This is a genomic window from Olsenella kribbiana, from assembly GCF_036408795.1.
GTDB classification, from domain to species: domain Bacteria; phylum Actinomycetota; class Coriobacteriia; order Coriobacteriales; family Atopobiaceae; genus Olsenella_L; species Olsenella_L kribbiana.
In genome coordinates this window covers 1-19,199 of record NZ_JAZGJP010000028.1, presented here as the reverse complement: position 1 = coordinate 19,199, position 19,199 = coordinate 1, and the positions used below count along the sequence as shown (strand labels likewise).

Annotated in this window: 18 protein-coding genes and 2 pseudogenes; 5 read left to right on the top strand and 15 right to left on the bottom strand. The window is 61.1% G+C overall.

Annotation, left to right across the window (positions count from 1 at the left end; all coding sequences use genetic code 11):
* Positions 1-43: 43 nt before the first annotated feature.
* The 6 genes from VXJ24_RS11140 to VXJ24_RS11115 all read right to left on the bottom strand — a co-directional run bounded on the left by VXJ24_RS11140 (position 44) and on the right by VXJ24_RS11115 (position 5,592).
* Positions 44-175, bottom strand: a complete 132-nt coding sequence (locus VXJ24_RS11140; protein ID WP_330972993.1) for a hypothetical protein — start codon at positions 173-175, stop codon at positions 44-46.
* 43 nt (positions 176-218) lie between these two features.
* Entirely contained in the window at positions 219-1,571 is a 1,353-nt protein-coding gene (locus VXJ24_RS11135) for an aldo/keto reductase (RefSeq protein ID WP_330972992.1), read from the bottom strand.
* A 369-nt stretch (positions 1,572-1,940) separates the two neighbouring features.
* Positions 1,941-2,654 (bottom strand): vWA domain-containing protein, encoded by a 714-nt coding sequence (locus VXJ24_RS11130; RefSeq protein WP_330972991.1) that lies wholly within the window; start codon positions 2,652-2,654, stop codon positions 1,941-1,943.
* 109 nt (positions 2,655-2,763) lie between these two features.
* Complete coding sequence (locus VXJ24_RS11125) at positions 2,764-3,825, bottom strand: macro domain-containing protein (RefSeq protein ID WP_330972990.1); 1,062 nt, start codon at positions 3,823-3,825, stop codon at positions 2,764-2,766.
* 70 nt (positions 3,826-3,895) lie between these two features.
* On the bottom strand, positions 3,896-4,522 hold the full coding sequence (locus VXJ24_RS11120; protein WP_330972989.1) for a response regulator transcription factor: 627 nt from the start codon (positions 4,520-4,522) through the stop codon (positions 3,896-3,898).
* On the bottom strand, positions 4,519-5,592 hold the full coding sequence (locus tag VXJ24_RS11115) for a sensor histidine kinase (RefSeq protein WP_330972988.1): 1,074 nt from the start codon (positions 5,590-5,592) through the stop codon (positions 4,519-4,521). Before VXJ24_RS11115 ends, VXJ24_RS11120 begins: the two co-directional genes overlap by 4 nt.
* 186 nt (positions 5,593-5,778) lie before the next feature.
* Here VXJ24_RS11115 and VXJ24_RS11110 point away from each other — a divergent pair, with 186 nt between their 5' ends.
* The 3 genes from VXJ24_RS11110 to VXJ24_RS11100 are packed head-to-tail and all read left to right on the top strand — an operon-like array spanning position 5,779 to position 9,086.
* Positions 5,779-6,732, top strand: a complete 954-nt coding sequence (locus VXJ24_RS11110; protein ID WP_330972987.1) for an ABC transporter ATP-binding protein — start codon at positions 5,779-5,781, stop codon at positions 6,730-6,732.
* A 10-nt stretch (positions 6,733-6,742) separates the two neighbouring features.
* Entirely contained in the window at positions 6,743-7,912 is a 1,170-nt protein-coding gene (locus tag VXJ24_RS11105; protein ID WP_330972986.1) for an ABC transporter permease, read from the top strand.
* The gene (locus VXJ24_RS11100) at positions 7,899-9,086 is read left to right on the top strand and encodes an ABC transporter permease (RefSeq protein WP_330972985.1); all 1,188 of its coding nucleotides are present in this window, start codon (positions 7,899-7,901) and stop codon (positions 9,084-9,086) included. The genes VXJ24_RS11105 and VXJ24_RS11100 overlap by 14 nt, the downstream gene beginning before the upstream one ends.
* Before the next feature lie 384 nt (positions 9,087-9,470).
* On the opposite strand, the gene VXJ24_RS11095 is transcribed toward VXJ24_RS11100, so the two are convergent.
* The 7 genes from VXJ24_RS11095 to VXJ24_RS11550 all read right to left on the bottom strand — a co-directional run bounded on the left by VXJ24_RS11095 (position 9,471) and on the right by VXJ24_RS11550 (position 15,487).
* On the bottom strand, positions 9,471-9,647 hold the full coding sequence (locus tag VXJ24_RS11095; protein WP_330972984.1) for a hypothetical protein: 177 nt from the start codon (positions 9,645-9,647) through the stop codon (positions 9,471-9,473).
* A 59-nt stretch (positions 9,648-9,706) separates the two neighbouring features.
* A complete protein-coding gene (locus tag VXJ24_RS11555; RefSeq protein WP_430623828.1) occupies positions 9,707-10,048 on the bottom strand; it encodes a DNA polymerase beta superfamily protein in 342 nt (113 codons plus the stop codon).
* A 319-nt stretch (positions 10,049-10,367) separates the two neighbouring features.
* Positions 10,368-11,246 (bottom strand): DUF2238 domain-containing protein, encoded by an 879-nt coding sequence (locus tag VXJ24_RS11090; protein ID WP_330972983.1) that lies wholly within the window; start codon positions 11,244-11,246, stop codon positions 10,368-10,370.
* Positions 11,247-11,797: 551 nt separating this feature from the next.
* The gene (gene asrC / locus VXJ24_RS11085; protein ID WP_330972982.1) at positions 11,798-12,787 is read right to left on the bottom strand and encodes a sulfite reductase subunit C; all 990 of its coding nucleotides are present in this window, start codon (positions 12,785-12,787) and stop codon (positions 11,798-11,800) included.
* A gap of 10 nt (positions 12,788-12,797) precedes the next feature.
* Positions 12,798-13,631 (bottom strand): anaerobic sulfite reductase subunit AsrB, encoded by an 834-nt coding sequence (gene asrB, locus VXJ24_RS11080; RefSeq protein ID WP_330972981.1) that lies wholly within the window; start codon positions 13,629-13,631, stop codon positions 12,798-12,800.
* Positions 13,624-14,664 carry an anaerobic sulfite reductase subunit AsrA gene (asrA, locus tag VXJ24_RS11075; RefSeq protein ID WP_330972980.1) on the bottom strand — a complete coding sequence of 347 codons (1,041 nt, stop codon included), beginning with the start codon at positions 14,662-14,664 and terminating at the stop codon, positions 13,624-13,626. Before asrA ends, asrB begins: the two co-directional genes overlap by 8 nt.
* A 259-nt stretch (positions 14,665-14,923) precedes the next feature.
* Positions 14,924-15,487, bottom strand: a complete 564-nt coding sequence (locus VXJ24_RS11550; protein WP_368018238.1) for a LysR family transcriptional regulator substrate-binding protein — start codon at positions 15,485-15,487, stop codon at positions 14,924-14,926.
* A 78-nt stretch (positions 15,488-15,565) separates the two neighbouring features.
* Here VXJ24_RS11550 and VXJ24_RS11545 point away from each other — a divergent pair.
* Positions 15,566-16,339 (top strand): annotated as a pseudogene (locus VXJ24_RS11545) (threonine aldolase family protein); the annotation flags it as partial.
* A gap of 264 nt (positions 16,340-16,603) precedes the next feature.
* On the opposite strand, the gene VXJ24_RS11065 reads toward VXJ24_RS11545, so the two are convergent.
* The gene (locus VXJ24_RS11065; RefSeq protein ID WP_330972978.1) at positions 16,604-18,355 is read right to left on the bottom strand and encodes an autotransporter outer membrane beta-barrel domain-containing protein; all 1,752 of its coding nucleotides are present in this window, start codon (positions 18,353-18,355) and stop codon (positions 16,604-16,606) included.
* Positions 18,356-18,559: 204 nt separating this feature from the next.
* Between VXJ24_RS11065 and VXJ24_RS11060 the strand changes: the two are divergent.
* Positions 18,560-18,712: pseudogene (locus VXJ24_RS11060) on the top strand (phosphoglycerate mutase family protein); the annotation flags it as partial.
* 42 nt (positions 18,713-18,754) lie between these two features.
* Here the strand turns inward: VXJ24_RS11060 and VXJ24_RS11055 are convergent.
* Positions 18,755-19,199 (bottom strand): RNA-guided endonuclease InsQ/TnpB family protein (locus tag VXJ24_RS11055; RefSeq protein ID WP_330972977.1); only part of this gene is annotated, 445 nt, incomplete at its 5' end.

Here is a 19,199-nt window from a genome sequence, read left to right as displayed (position 1 = left end):
ATCATAGGCGGATGACGCGGAAACGGCCCCTCCCGGGGCCGTTTCAGTTCCAGATCGTTGTTTTCGCCCGCTGAGCTGGGCCTATGCCGGAATCTCTCCCACAGAAACCACCGAAGAGCCACTTCTTTGCGCTGCCGTCTTTTCCCGTATACCTCAGATTGACCGTGATAGCCATTGCGTCTCCTCCATCTCGCTTGGCACAGCCTATAGTTTCGACTCTACAGCTCCCTCAGCACCCGGGCCGGCACGCCGCCGCAGACGGTATTGCTTGGGAGGTCCTTTGTGACGACAGCCCCCGCTGCGACGACGGCGTTGTCGCCGATCGTCACGCCTGGAAGGACCGTCGCATTGCCGCCGATACAGCAGTCCTTGCCTATCGTGACCGGACGGGTCGTCGTTATCAGATACCTCGTCCCATCCGCCCTCGTCCCGAAACGCTTCGACGCGTCCATATTGTGCTCGCCGCAGCAGGTCTTCGCATCAGGAGCGATGAGGGTGCGGTCCCCTATCGTTATGAGATTCGAATCGAGGAATGTGCGGTTCATGTTCACGAGGACATCGTCGCCGAGGCTGATGTGCACGCCGTATGTACAGCGGAAGGGAGCCATAAGGACAGCACGTGCTCCCATATCTCCCAGGAGCTCCTCTGCAATCTTGTGCTGCTCTTCCGGATTGTCCGTTCCGTTGAACTGGCGCAGGCGCTCCGGCTTGCGGCTGCCCGGAATCGGCACGATCCAGGGCTTCTTGCAGAGCATCCAGGCAAGCGATATCTGGACATCGGCTGCATGATGCTTCTCGGCGAGCTGGGTGATGAGCTCGATCAGCGGACGTGCACGCCTCTCGCCTTCCTCGGTGTACTGGGGCATGCCGAGACGGTAGTCCTGTGCACCTTCGAACTTGGTCTTTGACGGATAGGCGCCTGTCAGGAATCCGTTTGCCAACAGCGAGAAGGCGACAACCGCCACACCGAGCTCCTCGAGCACCGGGAAGAGCGGCTCATGCCATCCTGCCATGATCGAGTGGCGGTTCTCGACAGCAGCAACCGGGCAGACCGCATCGGCGTGGCACAGATACTCTTCGTTTGCCTCCGAGATGCCCCAGTCACGGATCTTGCCTTCCTTCATGAGATCGGCCATGGTGGAAGCGACCGCCTCAGGCTCGACCTTGGGATCGATGCGGTGCTGGCAGCAGAGATCGATATGGTCGGCCTGAAGGCGCCTGATGCTTCCCTCAGCAGACTTCCTGATGGACGCAGGCGAAGAATCCATTACAGGCGTGCGGTCGGCAGCATGCTGGACGCCGAACTTCGAGGCGATGACCACGCTGTCACGGACCGGCGCAAGCGCTGCTCCCACGACATCCTCGTTGTGGGCCTTCGTGCCATCGGGACGCATCCCGACATAGCACTCGGCCGTATCGAAGAACGTATAGCCCATCTCATAGGCTTCGCGCACGACACGCTCAGCCTCGGCATCCGGCATCAGGTCTCCGCTTGCGTGCGTGAGTCCCATGCAGCCCATGCCCAGAGGCGATACCTCGATGCCACTCTTTCCCAGTACCCGCCTCTCCATCTTTGTGCCCTTCCTGGTCCCGGAGCCGAAGTCCCCTCCGGCATCCTCGCCGCGCCTCTTCGGGGATGCAGGGATCCTCTTCCTGACGATTTCAGTGCAAGGGCAAGGGGACAGGATCCCGCCTGCTGATTCTGCAGGTCGCTATACGTTTCACGTATACGGAGACGTATCTAATCTCTGTCTTCTGCGCAGCATGCTGTATCCAGCATTCAGGGCTTTCCGCCCATAGTCTGCAGCTTCGAGGACGGGATGAGATTGCTGGTCATAGCGTAAGACACTTGATAGCTATGCACCATGCGTTCAGCAGAGCACCCCAGCGCCAGATCCGGCGGCGGGAATGTCCCTTCTGGAATGCTGGCTTCCGGGGCTCTAGACGCGCTTCCTTGCATCGGCATTCACACGCTCGTTCCAGCCTTCTGGCATGCAGCCGCAAGCACGCATGGCAACCGTCGCTTCTGCCATCGCCTGATAGGCAAGGTCCACACCGGCGCCATCTGCAACATACTGCGCTGCATGGTCCGAAGCGATGCCGAGACGGTCTGCCTCTGCGGCGGCATCGATGTTTGCGCCGAGGAATACGAACTCCCATCCCTGGCGCTGATAGCCCTCGATCATCCGCTTCACGCGTGCATAGGTATAGCGGTGGCTTGCATTCTCGTAGCCATCGGTGATTACGACAAAGACGACATGCTCAGCGCGAAAGCCCTCTGGCTGATAGCTCTGGACCTTTGCCGTATGGGAGATGGCGCCACCGAGCGCATCGAGCAGTGCCGTGGAGCCGCCTGGCTCGTAGTCACACCTATTCAGCGGACGCACGTGCTCGATGGGTACACGGTCAAGCGCGACACGCGTGCCATCGCTGAAGAACACGGCAGAGACGTTCGCCTTGCCATCCGCCTCCCGGTTCTTCCTGAGCATGGAGTTGAAGCCGCCAACCGTATCCTTCGCCAGATCGTACATGGAGCCCGACTCGTCGACGACAAAGGCAAGCTCCGTGAGCCCTTGCTGCACCTTCCCATGAAGCTTCAGGACATCATGTGTGCCGGACCCGTTCCTCTTCTGGAAGTCTGCATGCTGAGACATATCTGCTCCTCTCTGGTGGCCTTGGCCACCCTGACCTCGTGATGCCACGAGTCTAGGAGAGGGAGCCTCTCTGCAGGTAGCCTCCGAGGCGACATCCAGGAAGAGGGCTTCAGGCGACACCCAAGAGCTGCTGGTCATGCTTGAAGAGCGCATAGTTGATCTCGTCGACCTCGCAGATGCCATGCCCGATATAGAACTCGACGATCACATCGAACTTGCTGTTGTGCGCAAGCGAGTAGCCGGCACGTCCCAAAAGGAGCTCTGTCTGATCGAGATCGAGCCCGAGCGCTACGGCAAGCGCAAGCACGACCCGCTTGCTGGGATGGATCTTGCCCGACCGGAGCTTGCTGAAGTACTGCCTCGTGAGATTCGCACGGTTATAGACCTCAGCATCCGTCATGCCCCTCGCTTCGATCATGGAGAGCAGGGTCTCTGGAAACGAGGCGTCGAGATTGCGGAGAAGATCGTCGAGCTCGTCTTCAGGAGTTGCCTCGTGAGCGCTTGGCATGGGCGCCGAGGCAGAGAGCGGCGCCCCTCCAAAGGAGGTGCCTTCGTCGAGGAGCTCGAGCTCGCGCCTGCGGCTGCGCCTGTCCTTCTGCATTACTTCGTCGACATAGGTCTCGCCGATGTATTCCTCGAGGTCGCGGTCAAGCTTCCGCGCTGCCTTCGTCGCGTCATGGCCGAAGACGCAGAGATAGACATCCATATCGGGAGCATCCGGCTTGGCTTTGGCCTCTTCTGTGAGCCAGCTGCGGATAGCCTCTGTGGCAATCTCGAGGGCAAGGCTCTTCGGGCAGCCGAAGATGCCAGACGAGATCAGCGGGAAGGCGATCGAGGTGGCACCGAGCTTCCCTGCCAGATCGAGCGAGCTCATGTAGCAGCCCGAAAGAAGCTGCCGCTTCCGTGAGCCCGGGCCCGGCATTGCATCCCACCGGGACCCTGCCGTATGGATGACCCAGCGCGCCTGGAGCGCAAAGCCCGGTGTCGCGACAGCACTGCCACATGCAACATGGCCGATCTTTGCACAGGCAGCCTTCATCTGCTCTTCACCGGCTGCACGGAAGATGGCACCACAGACACCGCCACCCATGATGAGGCGCTCATTGGCAGCATTGACGATTGCATCGACCTTCATATGGGTGATGTCCTGGCGGACAATCGAAAGAGGCATGGCACTCCTATCGCAGAAGATATCTCTTCCTACGATACCCGACTGCCACGGCAGGAATGAATTCCGGCCCTCAGTGGCGGTAGTAGAAGACCGCTATCTGCGTCCGGCTCCTGAGCCCCAGCTTTGCCAGAATCGACGAGATGTGGTTGCGCACGGTACCTTCGCTCATGCAGAGCGCGGCGGCAATCTCTGCGTTGCTCAGGCCGTCTGCGATGCCTGCAACCACTTCGCGCTCCCTGTCTGTAAGGCAGGAAAAGGCAGAAAGATCGTGCTCTGACGGTGCCTGCTTCTCCGAAAGCGAGGCAGCACGCGCCAGCACCTCCCCCTCGAGCACGCTCTGCCCTGCCATCACGGAGCGCAGGGCGGGAGCAATCGTAGCCACATCCTGCTTGATAAGGTAGCCACGGGCACCGAGCTTCAAGGCCTGCACGATATAGTCGTCGTCCGAAAACGTCGTGAGGAAGACGATCCGCGCAGAAGAATCTTCTTCGAGCATCCGCTCTGCTGCAAAGAGCCCATCCTTTCCCGGCATCTGGATATCGAGGAGGGCAATGTCTGGATGGAGCTGAGAGAAGAGGGATACTGCCTCTTCCCCGCTCGTGCCGGTGCCGACGACGTCGATATCGGGTTCTGCACCCAGAATCGTTGCGAGCGACCTCACGACGATTCTGTCATCATCCACGACGATAATCCTCATGCCTGCCTCCTTCGGGGGATGGATGCAAAGACCGAGAACTGCTTTCCGTCGGCTGTGACGGCAAATGTGCCGCCCAAGCTCTCGACACGCTCACGCATGCTGCGAAGGCCCATGCCCTGCTCTTCGAGCTCGGACGCCTCTTCGGGCACCGCTCCATCATTGACAATCCTGAGCTGCCAGATGCCTGGCATCTCGACCACATGCACAGAAGCGCGCCCCGCCCGGGCATGCCGTGCTGCATTCGTGAGCGCCTCCCGCGTCACCGCCACAAAGCAGCGGAAGACCTCCCGGGGCGGCATCTCCTCTATCCCGCATTCGACCGCGACCTCGGCGATGCCGCTTTCCCTGCCGAGCCGGTTGAGCTCTGTCCCAAGATCGTGTGCCGAATCATCGAGCGCATGCACGCTCGTACGCATCGAGCTCAGCGCTTCGTTGAGACCGCCTGAGAGCTCTTCGAGCTCCCCTGTTGCTGCCGCATCGTCTCTATGCACGACCTTCAGCGCTTCGACCTCAAGCACGAGACGCGTGAGCATATGCCCTACCGAATCGTGGATCTCTCTTGCAATGCGCGTGCGCTCGGCAAGCGCTGCTGCCTGCGTCTCCGAGACACGGGCATCCTCGAGCTCCTGCATCTTGCCTCTGAGCGCAAGCACCTTGTCGGAGAGATCGTCCTGTGTCTCGTGCAGCTTCTCTCCAAGCGCAAGTTCCTGCCCGCAGCGCCAGGAGAGCGCTTCGGCCAGAACAGTGATTGCAAGAAGAAGGAAGGCTTCATCCAGAGACGCTCTGCCCGCCGCCCAGGGGATGAGGGCACAGGCAGGACCCGCCCAGGCAAGCCACTTCCATCCCGAGCGTGGCAGGTCATAGGCAAGGAGCGGAAGTGCCGCTCCGGCCCCAGGCACGCTGGCCAGAAGAATGCAGGATGCACAGCTCAGGCAAGATGCAGCCCTAGGCACACGTCCGCAGATGAGCTCGTAGGCAGCGCTTGCGCAGACTGCCAATAGCAGTGCACTCACTGTCTGAACGGGCACCTCGCCCGCCAGCGCAGCCAGCGCCAGGCAGGCAAATCCCATCAGTGTCTTGTCAGCCGCTCTCTCCATGGGACAAGTATAGGCGCAGATGCCCTCCATCCTTTTCAGCCGGAGGAAAGCATGGGCAGACCATGACATATGTCATGGTGCAGGCGGTGACGGAGGTCACTTCCGAAAGGCACGCCGTTCCCTGAGAATTGCATCAGCAGCCTTGGAAAGGAGTCCACCATGGAATCCAGCACACCCGTCGTCCACATCGACAACCTCGTGAAGCGCTACGGCGAGCTCGTTGCCGTAGACCATCTCTCCCTCGATATCATGCCCGGCGAGATGTTCGGACTCTTGGGTCCCAACGGCTCCGGCAAGACGACAACCATCAACTGCATCCTGCAGCTTCTGACCTATGACCATGGCAAGATCGAACTCTTCGGCAAGCCCATGAAGCCCACAAGCTACGACCTCAAGCGCCACATCGGAGTCGTGCCCCAGGAGGTTGCCGTCTTCGACGAGCTCACGGTACGCGAGAACGTGGACAGCTTCTGCGCGCTCTATGTGCCAGACCGGACGCAGCGCCGTGCACTGGTGGATGACGCTATCGCCTTCGTAGGACTCGAGAAATTCGAGAAGTTCCGCCCGAAGAAGCTCTCGGGAGGACTGCTCCGTCGCCTCAACATCGCCTGCGCCATCGCGCACAGGCCCGATCTCATCATCCTCGACGAGCCGACAGTCGCGGTCGACCCCCAGAGCCGCGAGTCCATCCTCTCAGGCATCGAGCGCCTGAACCACGAAGGCGCGACCGTGATCTACACCTCGCACTACATGGAAGAGGTAGAGCGCCTCTGCAGCCGCATCATGATCATGGACCATGGACGCTCGGTCGCAAGCGGAAGTGCAGACGAGCTCAAGGGCATGATCGGCACCGGCGAGAAGATCTCGATCGAGGTCGGCAGCATGGACAAGACAACGCTCGAACAGCTGCGCTCGCTTGAACTTGTGCGCCGCGCAGAGATGGCAGACGGCATGCTCCGCGTCCAGTGCGCCGCTGGCGCCCACAATCTCCAAGACATCCTCGCCGTGCTTGCCGGAGCGCACATCGCCTACGGCCGCGTGCTCTCGGAGCCGCCGACCCTGAACGATGTCTTCCTCGAGATCTGCGGACGAGAGCTCCGCGACGAGGAGTAAGGAGGCAGCCATGCTTGCAAGCTTCAAGACCTGTGTCCTTGCGCTTGTGCGCGACAAGGCGCTCCTTGTCTGGGCCCTTGCCTTTCCGATCATCCTGACCTGCATCTTCATGGGCATGTTCTCAGGATTCGACGATGTCTATGCGATGGTCGGCTCCACGCTCGGCGTCGTGCACGACGAGAACTTCGAGAAGGCAGCAGGCCTCGATGCGACGCTCGCTTCCATCTCCGACACAGACTCGGAGAGCCACATCGCAGACCTCGTCTCTTTCGAGACAGAAGAGGAAGCAAAGGACGCAGCCGATGCAGGAAGAATCGATGCCTACCTCACCGTCTCAGATGACGGAGTGCCCGAGCTGCATGTGAGCGCCTCGAGCCTGACCGAGCATGGAAACCTCCCCGCCTCGGTGCTGACCGAAGTGCTCGATACCTACGTGAGGATGCGCTCTGCGATCGAACACATCACAGCGCTGCGCCCCGATCTTGTGCAGTCAGGGGCAGCGCTCGCCGCTTTCCAAGCAGGAGCTGTGAGCACGGTACGCCTCACCGCCACGAAGACGGCACCCGCCCCGGATGTCCGCTACTACTATGCCCTTCTTGCTATGGCAGCAGGACTTGGTGCCTCAGCTGCCATGCAATCGGTGAGAAGGCTTCTGCCCGAGGCAGGACCTGTCGGCGCACGTACGACGCTTGCCTCAACGCCCCGCTGGCGCATGCTTCTGGGCACGCTTCTCGGCACCTGGCTCTGCGAGTTTGCCTGCATGCTCGCAGCCTTCCTCTTCATGCGCTTCGTCGCCGAGGTCGATTTCGGCGACAATGTAGCGCTTGTCCTTCTTGCCATCTTCCTCTCGACGCTCGTGGCCTGTGCAGCAGGTGCCCTCCTCGGCACGATCCCTGCCATGGAGAGCGGCATGGTGTCAGGCATCGTATGCCTGCTTTCGCTCTTCACGGGGCTCTATGGCCCGGCCTCGCAGTCGCTTGCCGACCTCGTCGAATCCTCGGTGCCTTTCCTTGCCTATGCAAATCCGCTCTGGGAAATGACGAACTGCTTCTATGCCCTGTTCTACTATGACACGCTCGATGCCTTCCAGGCGCGCTGCACAGCCCTTGTCTTCATGGCGCTGGCATTTTTCGCCCTAGCATCCTTGCGTATGAGGAGGATCTCTCATGAGCACCTTTAAGACCTACCTCAAGATCCTGTCTGCCCACAAGGTCTATATCGTGATCTACCTCATTCTCATCTCCTCTGTCGGCATCATCTCCGGTCTCGGCAGCGCCTCGCCGGATACGGCAGAATTCCGTCCCGCCTCCGTGAGCGTCGCCGTGATCGACCGCGATGGCTCACGGCTCTCCGAAGCGCTTGCCGCGCATGCAAAGGACGGCAACGATGCGATGGGCATCCCGGATGACAAGCTCGCCATCCAGGATGCCCTGGCCCGCGATACGGTCTCCTACCTTCTCGTCATTCCCGAAGGCTGGGGAGATGCCCTCATGGATGCCGCCGCAGCCGGAACAGATGCCCCTCCGCTCGAGACCTACATCTCCTATCAGTCCGGCCGCGGCAGGCTCCTCGACCTCGAAGTCACGAGCTATGCAAATGCACTCTACGGAAATGCGGCTGTGCTAGGCGGAGATGCAGAAGGCATTGCGGACGCAGCGGACAGCGCCTGGAAGGAGAGCGCCGCGACCTCCCTCATCGCTCAGAAGGCATCTCCCCTGCCGTCGTCCATCGTGGTTGCAGCAGAGTTTTCCGCCTATCCCATCTTTGCGAGCGTGACCGTCTGCATCGCTGTCCTCATGGCCGAGGTCAACAGGGCTCCGGTGAAGATGAGAAGGCTTGCCTCTCCCGAACCGTCACGCACCAGAAGCCTTGCGCTCTTCGCTGCCTGCGCCGCAGTCGCACTCATTGCCTGGGCATGGAACTTCGGCCTCCAGGCTGCCATCCTGGGACGCACTGCCATCGCGGACTCGCCTGTGCAGATGGCAATCGTCGGTGCCGCCCTGCTTGCCTATTCGTTCGTCTCGGCTGCCACAGGCTTCCTCATGGGGCAGCTCGGCTGCTCCGAGAATGCTTCCAACGCGATTGCGAACATCCTCGGCATGCTCTTCTCCTTCCTGGGCGGCGGGTGGACAGGGCTCTCGCTTCTGCCCGACTCCATCATCGCGCTTGCCCATTTCACGCCCTCGTATTGGTCTGCACTTGCAATAGAGGGTGCCAGCGCAATGGCAGATGCCACGCCTGCGGCTGCTGCTCCCCTTCTGGCCGACATCGCGATCTGTGCCCTCTTCGGCCTTGCCTTTCTTCTTGTTGGCATGGTCCAGGGCAGGACACGCTCCCGCGCCCAGACGGCCTAGCCAGAAGCGGCAGCACCTTCGCCAGCAAGGCGGCCGGTGCAGCACGTATCTGCTGCACCAGCCTTGGGAGCCTCGATGGCTGCATCGGATCAGCCTCTCGTTTTCTGCCGCCACCTGCCTTCCAGCCTCTTTCGCTCTGTCCATGAAAGCTGCTGGCAGCTGCTTCCTGCTGTCGTGGCTGCCGCAGCTTTCGTGCGGGTCTGGCGCATGCTGTCGAGAAGACGGAGAGCCAGAGCCCTCCGAAGGGTACCCGGAAGATGCAGCGAGGCTGCTCTTCGCTTCGCGCAAGACGGCAATCCCGCATGTCTGACGGGGAGCAGAAGCCGCGCTTGGCCGAAGCCCAGGCACTCATTGCCCCCAGCACCGAGCGCGGCGGCACAGAATTCAGGCAAGTGTCTCGGCCGGGGTCTGGCTTTCAGGCACTTCCTCCGGCGCATGCAGGAGCATCTCGTCAATGCACTCCCATGAAAGCCTTTCCGCCTTGGGGGCGAGCTTTTCCCTGTCCTGGATGTCGGAGCAGGACCGCTCACACCAGCCATCGGTCTCAGGATCTTCGGACACACAGTGCGCTCTTAATCTTCTCTTTCAGAAGCCTGTCCGCATGAGGCAGGAGCTCACGCTCAAGCTCTGCTGCAAAAAGGTCTTCGAAGGGCACGGATGAACCGTGCCCTGTTCCAGAATCCGGCGTGCTGCCAGTATCGGGTGTGTAGCAGGGAAGTGCCTCTTCGGGTGCACGAGCCCTGCGCGGAGGTTCCATATCGCATATCCAGACAATGGCAGATGCCGACACGTGGGTGGTGGTCCCCTGCTGCCAGCTCCTTCATGCCTGCGAAGACAGGGGGCTTCCGACAGACGATGGGAGATGCAAGCCATACAAGAACGGAAGCATTCAAGACACGCACAGGCCTCAGGGACCTTGCCATCTCCCAGCCCGAGACATCGAGCGTCTCGCCGACTTCCATTCGCTGGCGTCACGCCCCTTCTCGCGCCTCAGAAGCCACGCGTGCTCATGCATAGGGACGAAGCGCGCACCGCACGAAGCGAATCGCCCGGTACGGCTCCCGGACTCTGCTGCAGAGAGAAGACATGCGCCCTTCTCTTCCTCAAGCGCCGCGAACTCTTTTTCCAGGGCTTCGCGCATTGCGGGAACGCTTCCTTCCGTGCCGCCGGCAATGCCCAAGCATTTCGGCTCCGAGCCCTAAGCCCGGGCTGCTCCATCTTTCCGCGCAGCCTTTCGCGCTTGGCAGCTGCCGGCCCCGACAGGAATGGATGGCGGACAGGCTACTTCCGCTTCAGCCTGCGCTCGTTGCGCTTCACGGCCATATGCTCGAGAAGGACATCTGTCTCCTCTTCCTCCTGAGGCGTTACCGGCACCACCCGAAGCCCGTCTGCCCAGCTGCCCTGCTCGCCGCGCTTCAGGTGCTCATAGCCGACGACGGAGAAGGCCATGGCGCCGGCAAAGTTCACGAGCAGGTCCTTCATCGTGTCGATAAGGCCTATATCGAGGTAGCCTGCGACATGCACGACCTCGCCCGAGGCGCATGTGATGGCGGTATCCACGATATCGTCCACATGGATGCGGGTGCCCGTATCCGTGGGGTCCAGGGCGACCGAGGATATAGAGGACACGATCGTGTCCTTCTGCATGTCCATGCCGAGGAAGGAATCGAACGAGAATTCGACGAACTCCCAGAGCACGCCTATGGTCATCGAGAAGCAGAAGGCAACAAGCGTCACGTAGATCGGAGACAGGCTGATCTTGTCGCTCGAGCGGTTCAGGAGGTCGACAAGCGAGAAACCGACCGCTGCGCAGAGGAACCCGTTCAGGGTATGGAGCACCGTATCCCAGCCAGGAATCAGGACATAGTAGTGGTCGATCTCGCCCAGGATCTCGGCCGCAAAGATGAAGATGTAGATGATGTTCTGGAAGAGCGGCGGGATGTCGACATGTGCCCGGTCCTCGAGAAGCGCCGGCATCAGGAAGAGGACGAGCACAAGGACCGATATCGCAACGCCTTCCCACCTCGCCGTCATGATGCAGCGGATGAGGGTCACGAGCACCAGCGCACGCAGGACCGAATAGAGGATGAACGTCTTCCTGTTGAGCGCGATCCTGTCCTTGAGCCTGCGCACGAAGGCGCGGATCCTGCCTGCAGCCATCGGGCCTCCCTTTTCCATGGCGGAACCGGACAAGGGCAATCGTAGACCAAAGGCAGCTGCTGCCCCATCGATAGCGAAGAAGCTCTCAGCATATCCGCATATGCAAAACCGCTGGACATGCGCATCATTGAGATGTCTTCCTTCATCTATGCGCTCATGGGATTGAGGGCCGAGTCCCAGATCAAAGCCGTCAGTCTTGATTCCCCTGAGAGAGCAGGCCTTCGAAGAGCTCCCTGAGCCTTCGGGCAAAAGCTCATCCAGATGCCCGATCCTGTCCAGGAAGAGGGCAGATGGCTCGTTTCTGCAGGCAAGCATGGGCTTCGAGCAAAAGCAGGCATCCGCTGTGGCGATGCCGCAGGAAAGATCTGCCGCGCAAGAGGCATAGGTAGCGGAGCCATGTGCGGCATCAGCCCCTCGGTGCTGCATGAAAAGCCAGCGGATTGCTCAGCATGGCTGGCGGTCCCATGCACTGCCGCCAGGGACAGCGAAGAATCGGAAAAGGGAGGCGCCACACGGCTCCGCGCCTCCCTGCATGCCGGAGAGAGCTGAAGCTATCTGAGCTCGTTGTCGCGGTCGTAGTGCGTGCCGCCCCAGTAGACACGGTGTGCCTGCTGGCACTTCTCGGGGAGCTCCACATCCTTGAGCGCCCACTTCACGAACTCGTCGAAGCCGGTACGGTCCACGATGTAGCCAATGTGCTCCTTTCCTTCCGGCGCATTCGGATTGATGTACTCCTCGATGTAGGCGTAGGTGTTCTTCACGATCTTCAAGATGGACTCCTCGTCCACCCACCTCAGCCAGTCCTCTGCCATGCGCGGATTCTGCTTGCCGGTGCGGCCGAAGATCTTGAGGCGGAAGTAGTGCTCGGGGCTCCTCGTCCAGGCACGGGTCGGGCAGTAGACGACGCAGACGCCACAGCCGATGCAGCGGTCTTCGTTGCGCACGACCTTGCCATTCACCATCTCGAGGGCAGAGACCGACCTGCGCTGGCACCACTTGACGCACTGGCCGCAGCCGATGCAGCGTGCCGGGTCGTACTGCGGCTCGGTCATGCCGATGATGCCGAAGTCGTTGAGGGCGACATGGGCACAGTCGTTCGAGCAGCCGGTGAAGGCGACCTTCACATGGCGGTTGTTCGGGAAGATTGCCTGGTCCATGCGCTGGGCGAAGGCCGTCGTGTCATAGCAGCCGAAGGGGCAGAGCCTCTTTCCCGGGCAGGCAACGATGTTCCTCGTGCCGGAAGCCAGATAGCCGTCTGCCGTATCCTCCTGATTGATCTTCGTGTCCTCGATGATGGCCTGGAGCTTCTCGTTCACCTTCGGCATGTCTTCGAGCTTGATGCCGGGAATCTCGACGCCCTGCCTGTTCGTCAGGAAGATCTGGCCATCTCCGAACTCCTCGGCAATCTCCACGATTCTGGCCATGCTCTTTGCCGAGACGAGGCCGCCCGGGATGCGGATACGGCTTGCCGTCTCGCCGCGGACCTTGCTGTAGCGGAAGGCATTCTTCTTGAGCGCCTTGACATTCACGTCCTGAATCATGCGTTCCCTCCTAATCCAGCATGTCCTTGGACATCGTATAGTTGAAGACCGGGCCATCGAGGCAGACATAGTGCTCGCCGATGCGGCAGTGTCCGCACTTGCCAAGGCCACAGCACATGCGCCTTTCCTGGCTGACCCAGATGTTCTCCTCGGCAAAGCCGAGCTCAAGCAAGCCCTTGATCGAGAAGCGCATCATGGGAGGAGGACCGACGACGACGGCCTGGGCTGTCTTCGGGTCCTTGAGAGGCAGGTCCGGGATGTACTTCGTGACAAGGCCGATATTGCCCTCGTAGCCTTCAGGCGCCCCGTCGACTGTGAGCGTCAGGTTCAGCGCCTTGTCCCAGCGGGCAAGGTCGTCACGGAAAAGCATATCGTCCGGGCTCTTGAAGCCGACGATCACGTACTTGTTCTCTGGGTCGGGAGAGGAGGCAAGAGAGTCGATGACGCCACGGACCGGAGAGACGCCGGTGCCGCCGGCAACGACGACGACCTCGCCTGTCTGGTAGAGGCTCACATCGAAGCCATTGCCGAAGGGCCCGCGCAGGAAGAGCTTCTGGCCCACATAGTTCTCGAAGACCTCGTTCGTGACCCTGCCGACACGGCGGATCGTGAGGTCGATGGACTTGCCGGGCACGATGCCGGAGACAGAGATCGGTGCCTCGCCGAACTTCGGGACGGATACCTCGAAGAACTGGCCCGGGCGCACCTCTCCCTCGTATGCCATCCTGAACGTGTATTCCTTCTTCGTGTGCTTGATCACATCGAGGATCTCAGACGAGAAGGGGATGTAGGGGTTCACGGCCGCATCGTTCACAGCGTCGAACGTCACCGTCTGGCTAGGCATTCTCCTTCGCCTCCTCTTCCTTCTCGTAGGCTTCGCAGGCAGCATTGAGCTTGTTCACGCAGGCAGCGAAGCTGATGTATTCCGGGCAGATATCGTCGCAGCGACCACAGCCGACACACATGTCGTAGCCGAAGCGGCGCCTGAAGTCATAGACCTTGTGGAGCACCTTGAAGCGCATGCGCTCGCCAGCGGTCTTTCTGTAGGAGCCGCCGCCTGCGACATCGGAGTAGCCGTCGATCATGCAGCTTGCCTGCACACGGCGCCTCTCGCCGACACGGCCGTTCTCTGTATAGAACACATCCTGCATCGTGTAGCAGGAGCAGGTCGGGCAGGCGATCGTGCAGCGGCCACACTCGATGCAGCGGTCCGTGTACTCGTTCCACATGTCGGAGCGATAGATCGCATTCGGCACCGTCTCGGGGCGTGTCACATGCACCTCGTTCTCCGTGACGGAAGCCGGCGTGACGTCCTCTTCCTTCTCTGCGCAGGCAGCGAAGATGGGGTCCAGGTCCTTGTCTGCCACAGCGGAAAGGATCTTGTCCTCCGCTTCCTCGACCGAGAACATCCAGCCCACGGGCGCCACATTCGTGCCCATATCGACGCAGAAGCAGCTTGCAAAGCTCTTCGTGCAGCCGATGAGGGCAAAGTGCACGTGGTCGCGGATGCGCTTGTAGAAGTAGTCCTTCGAGGGGCCGTTGTCGAGATAGATCTGGTCGAGACGACGGACGCCGTGGAGGTCGCAGGCACGCAGGAACACGATCACGTCGCGCGGATCGATATCTGCTTCCTTGACGGAATCCTCCGTGAAGTAGAAGAGCGTCTCTGACAGCGGGCTCAGGATCTCCTTCGCCGGATAGTCAGACTTCTTCTCGAGCTCCATCTCGGAGCCGGACGCCACGAAGTCATAGCGCACGACATCGACGTCGGTGAAGCGTCCCTCCCCCTTCTTGAGCACCGGAGCATAGATGCGATAGGTTTCGCCGAGCTTCGCTATGAGCTCGTCGAACCCATCCCGCGTGAGCACATATCCCACAGCAGAACCCCTCTCTCGTGGCAGGGATCGCTCCCTGCGTATGGATGGCCAGACGCCTTCCTGGCTATGCATGCAGGCTGAGGCCCCCTCAGACGCTCTGCCTGCATCTGTCAAATGATACGGCATGCCTCACATATTCGCAATGCAGCATGCCCCACCATGAGACACCTGCCATTCTCGCAGGAAAGCGGCTTATCCATGTGCAGCTTTCTGTAAGGCTCCGCGAACGGAGAGAAGGGTCCTTGGCTATGCAGAAAGCTCAGGCAGGAGCTTGGGCAAGGGCCGCCAGGCGCGGCATGAGGCCCTCGATGCAGGCAATGAAGCGCTGTGCTGCAGGAGAGGCTTCAGCAAGAGATGGCACAGCGATGCCGAGAGAGATATAGTGCGGCTCCTCGAAGGGGACCTCTGCCACGGCTCCCGTCCATTTCCTGCTGATGAAACGCTGGTTGAAGCTCACGCCGAGTCCTGCCTCGACCATGCTGCAGGTCATGAAGCCATCGGTCGTCTCATAGCGGTCCTCGATATGGAGCCCCTCCTCGCGGATCAAGCAGACCTGGTCCGTATCATGGTCGTCAAGCGCATGGATGAATGCCTCGTGCTCGAGATTCCGGATCGGATAGCTCGCAGCCCCTGCCAGAGGATGGTCCTTCGGCAGCCACATGACCATCTCATCCCTATAGAGCGCCTTCCAGTCGCAGCAGGTGCCCCGTGCCAGCTTTGCGCAGAAGCAGAGATCGACCGCACGGCTGTTGAGCCACTGGCCCATCTCCGTATTGCCGCCTTCCAGACCGCCCGCCACACGATCTATGCAGAGCGCACCCATGGGCAGGAAGCGTCGCAGGCCGCAAAGGAGAAGCTCGATTTCTCTTCCGATTATCTCGAGGGCTGTGCCGATGCCATCATGGACCGTCTCGTGGCAACGAACCACGAGAAGAGCGCAGGCTATGGGCTCGACGAGCACAGCCTCCATGCGCAGCAGCTCATAAAGAGTGCCTGCAAGGCGCCCTCCGCCGAGGTCTTCTTCCTCGTCGGCGGCACGCAGACGAACGAGGTCGCGATCTGTGCCCTGCCTGCTCCCTGGGAGGGCGTCATCTGCGCCACCTCGGGACGCATCGCCGTGCATGAGGCAGGCGCTATCGAAGCAGGCGACCACAAGGTGCCCGCAATCCCCAGCCACGACGGCAAGCTTGCAGCAGGGGATGTCGACGAATTCATGAGGCTCTGGGAGAAGGATGGCAACCGTGGCCACATGGTCCAGCCGGCACTCATCTGCATCTCCCAGCCAGACGAGTATGGCCTCATCTATACGAAGGCAGGGCTCGAGGCGCTGCGTTCGGTCGCAGATGCCCGCCATCTCAAGATCTGCTGCGACGGCGCACGCCTTGCCTATGCCCTTGCTGCACCGGAAAACGATGACACGCTCGAAGACCCCGCACATCTCACCGATGCCTTCTTTATCGGCGGCACGAAGTGCGGTGCGCTCTTCGGCGAGGCGCTTGTCTTCCCGAAGCCTGAGCTTGTCCCCCACTTCTTCACGTTCGTGAAGCAGCAAGGAGCCCGCCTTGCCAAGGGACGTCTGCTCGGCGTCCAATTCGAGGCCTTCTTCGAGGATGGGCTCTATGAGCGCATCGGCAGGCCTGCCATCGCCCACGCGCACGAGATCTCTCATGCCTTCGAAGATGCCGGCATCGCGCTTGCCCATCCGACCGAGACGAACCAGGTCTTCCCCATCCTCTCCAACTCCCAGGCAAAGCGTCTCGGCGAAGTGGCGCTTGCAAGCTTCCGGGAGAAGCCAGACGAGCATCACACGATTGTGTGTCTCGCGACAAGCCGGGCCACGAAAGACGAGGATGCCGAGGCGCTCGTGCGCGTGCTTGGATCGGGCATCCTCGCACAGCAGCACGGCCCCGAGAGAAGCCTCAGGGCCGTGCAGTCTTTCCTATCCGAAGATGCTCTTGAAGAAGTTCACGATGCTGTCCCACCACGAAGGGCTTGCCTGCGTGCTCTCCGTGCTGGATGCGGCATCAGAAGCCGCCTCGGAAGAAGCCGATGTGTCTTCGGTATCGCTTGCCTGAGTGACGCCTTCGCCCATCGTGAAGGATGTATCGGTACCGAATGCCTCATCGAAGGCGCTGCGGTCTGCCGTGCTCGTCGCAAGCGTGCCAGCAGAGGAGGCATCGTAGGCCGTGCCATAGCTCCCTTCGACCGTCACGATCACATCAGAGGTGCCGGATCTGAGCACCTTGCCGGAAGCATCGACGATCTGGACGTCGTTTCCCGAGCTGTCCACAACGGTGGCACCATCTGCAAGCGTGAGGTTCGAGACCGTCGAGTCTGCTGTCACGGCCCAGGAAGAGGTCCCATCGACTGAAACCGAAAGAGGCGTCTCGGATGTCGAGCCGGCAGAGCTCTGCTCGATGTCCGCCGCACCGGTCCATGTCGTGCCGCCGGTCAGATAGACGTCAGCCGAGCTGATCGTGTCTGCAGAGATCTTTCCGGAAAGCGTCTCGCCGATAGCGGTGAAGCGCACCGTCGCACCATTCGAGCCGGCACTGCCCCAATTGTTCGAGCTGTTGCCCTCTGCTGTCAGCAGCGCCGCCGCGTCGGAGTCAAAATCGAGCGTCGTGTTCGAAAGCACGATATCGGCCGACGTGTTCGTCAGATAGAAGAAGGAACCTGACTGGATCGAGCTCGAGAGCGTCGAGTCCGCTGCCTGGAACTTGGCTGTCTCGCCTGTCGTGCTCTCCGCATCGCCTGAGGTCGACTGGTAGATGATCACGGCATCTGCCATGGGGTCGGACGCTGTCGCTTCTGTCATCGTGCTCGTGAGGTCCGAGTCCTCGATGAGGATCGTGTTGAGGCCTTCCATGCCGGCGATCTGCGAGCCGGTGGCGGTTCCCGTGACGCCCGAGACCTCGACATCGCCCGTCGAATAGAGCAGAGGCGAGCCGGAGCCTGCCGTCGAAAGATCTGAGGCCGTGACCGAGACCGTGCCGCCACCGCGGTCTGTTGCAAGCGCGGCGCAATGGTCGCCTTCGGTCGAGATCGAGAGCTCCGACGCCAGGATCTTACCTCCATAGGTAGCATCGAGACCGCGCGAGTTGCCTGCCGTCGTCGCGATCTCATCCTGATAGGCAAGGACGGTCGCACCATCGGTTGCAAAGATGCCGTTCGACCCCTCGGAGGTAGTCGAAAGCGTGCTTCTCTGCACCGTGGCAGTCGATCTTTCGCCCACAGCAAGCAGGATCGAGTTCACGCCGTAGAAGTTGCAGGAGTCTCCATCCGTATCGTCACCCGACTTCTGGAGCGTCGCAGCATCAAGCGTGAGCGTGCCGCCATTCTGGACAAGCGCAGCATTCACATCCTTCGCCGTGCTCACGGTCGTGCTGGTCGAGTCGCTCTCCGTGCCGTCAGCGACGAGGATGCCGGAAAGCGTCCCTGTGTAGTCGTAGGCCATCGTATCGGCTCCGGCACCCTGGCCCATGCCGCCAGCGCCGCCTGTCAGCGGCTCGCCCGGCTGGGACTGTCCGCTCGGTGCGGCAGGTGCCCCTTCTGCAAAGGCATACAGAGGCGCAGACGAGAAGACGAGGACGCCTGTCAGCGCGAATGCACCAACTCGTGCGAGATCTTTCCGGAACGCCTTCCGTCCTGTCTGCACAGACACGCCTTCGAGGCTGCTCGGTCGCTTCATGACGAACCCCTTCCATTCCATAAAGCTCGATTGCTGTTGGCCTAGATATACCGCGTGTCACGCCTGCCTGGACGCTTGTGGGCATCGACAATGCAGACAGCGCACAATGCTTCGAGACATTTGAAGAGAGATGAAAACCAGGCTGAACGCAGGCAGAAGCGCACCTGAAAGCCGTGTGCTCAGACAGAGCATCCGGCTCCTGCTATGCTCAGGCCAGGACCCATTCCAGGAGAAAGACAGACCATGAAGGCGCTCTATCTCATGCGGCACGGCGAGACGCTCTTCAATGTCCACCACAAGAACCAGGGCTGGTGCGACTCGCCTCTGACCGAACGCGGCCATGCCCAGGCACGCATCGCCGGACGTCATTTCAGGGAGCTTGGCATACGCCGTTGCAAACTAGTTTGTTCCAGCTTGCATGGCGGGGTTGCCTCCGCCAGCTCCGGGCCTTGCGGCGCTTGTGCGCCCGCCCGGTTCGCGCTTCGCTGGGCTCTGCCTCGGGACCATGGGGTCCTCCGGTCTCACGTCCCCTCCACGCGCGTTTAGGGTCTCCGGGGCACTCCCGGCGACCATGATGTTGATCGCGGCGTTCAGGTCGCGGTCGATGACGAGACCGCAGGCCTCACAGCGGTACGTGCGCACGGAGAGGGGCAGCTTGGCTTTCACTGCCCCGCATCCCGAGCATGTCTTGCTGCTTGGGTACCAACGGTCTATGACGTGTATGGTGGTGCCCGTGCGTACGCACTTGTACTCGAGCTCGCGGCGGAACTCGCCGAACGAGGCGTCCTCGACGGCCTGGGCGAGGTTGTGGCTTGCCACCATTCCCGCGACGTTGAGGTCCTCG

What these genes read in the sequence shown, in the direction of transcription:
- VXJ24_RS11140 (WP_330972993.1), bottom strand. Translation starts at nt 175, where the DNA reads ATGGCTATCACGGTCAATCTGAGGTATACGGGAAAAGACGGCAGCGCA.
- VXJ24_RS11135 (WP_330972992.1), bottom strand. Translation starts at nt 1,571, where the DNA reads ATGGAGAGGCGGGTACTGGGAAAGAGTGGCATCGAGGTATCGCCTCTG.
- VXJ24_RS11130 (WP_330972991.1), bottom strand. Translation starts at nt 2,654, where the DNA reads ATGTCTCAGCATGCAGACTTCCAGAAGAGGAACGGGTCCGGCACACAT.
- VXJ24_RS11125 (WP_330972990.1), bottom strand. Translation starts at nt 3,825, where the DNA reads ATGCCTCTTTCGATTGTCCGCCAGGACATCACCCATATGAAGGTCGAT.
- VXJ24_RS11120 (WP_330972989.1), bottom strand. Translation starts at nt 4,522, where the DNA reads ATGAGGATTATCGTCGTGGATGATGACAGAATCGTCGTGAGGTCGCTC.
- VXJ24_RS11115 (WP_330972988.1), bottom strand. Translation starts at nt 5,592, where the DNA reads ATGGGATTTGCCTGCCTGGCGCTGGCTGCGCTGGCGGGCGAGGTGCCC.
- VXJ24_RS11110 (WP_330972987.1), top strand. Translation starts at nt 5,779, where the DNA reads ATGGAATCCAGCACACCCGTCGTCCACATCGACAACCTCGTGAAGCGC.
- VXJ24_RS11105 (WP_330972986.1), top strand. Translation starts at nt 6,743, where the DNA reads ATGCTTGCAAGCTTCAAGACCTGTGTCCTTGCGCTTGTGCGCGACAAG.
- VXJ24_RS11100 (WP_330972985.1), top strand. Translation starts at nt 7,899, where the DNA reads ATGAGCACCTTTAAGACCTACCTCAAGATCCTGTCTGCCCACAAGGTC.
- VXJ24_RS11555 (WP_430623828.1), bottom strand. Translation starts at nt 10,048, where the DNA reads ATGGAAGTCGGCGAGACGCTCGATGTCTCGGGCTGGGAGATGGCAAGG.
- VXJ24_RS11090 (WP_330972983.1), bottom strand. Translation starts at nt 11,246, where the DNA reads ATGGCTGCAGGCAGGATCCGCGCCTTCGTGCGCAGGCTCAAGGACAGG.
- asrC (WP_330972982.1), bottom strand. Translation starts at nt 12,787, where the DNA reads ATGATTCAGGACGTGAATGTCAAGGCGCTCAAGAAGAATGCCTTCCGC.
- asrB (WP_330972981.1), bottom strand. Translation starts at nt 13,631, where the DNA reads ATGCCTAGCCAGACGGTGACGTTCGACGCTGTGAACGATGCGGCCGTG.
- VXJ24_RS11550 (WP_368018238.1), bottom strand. Translation starts at nt 15,487, where the DNA reads ATGGGTGCGCTCTGCATAGATCGTGTGGCGGGCGGTCTGGAAGGCGGC.
- VXJ24_RS11065 (WP_330972978.1), bottom strand. Translation starts at nt 18,355, where the DNA reads ATGAAGCGACCGAGCAGCCTCGAAGGCGTGTCTGTGCAGACAGGACGG.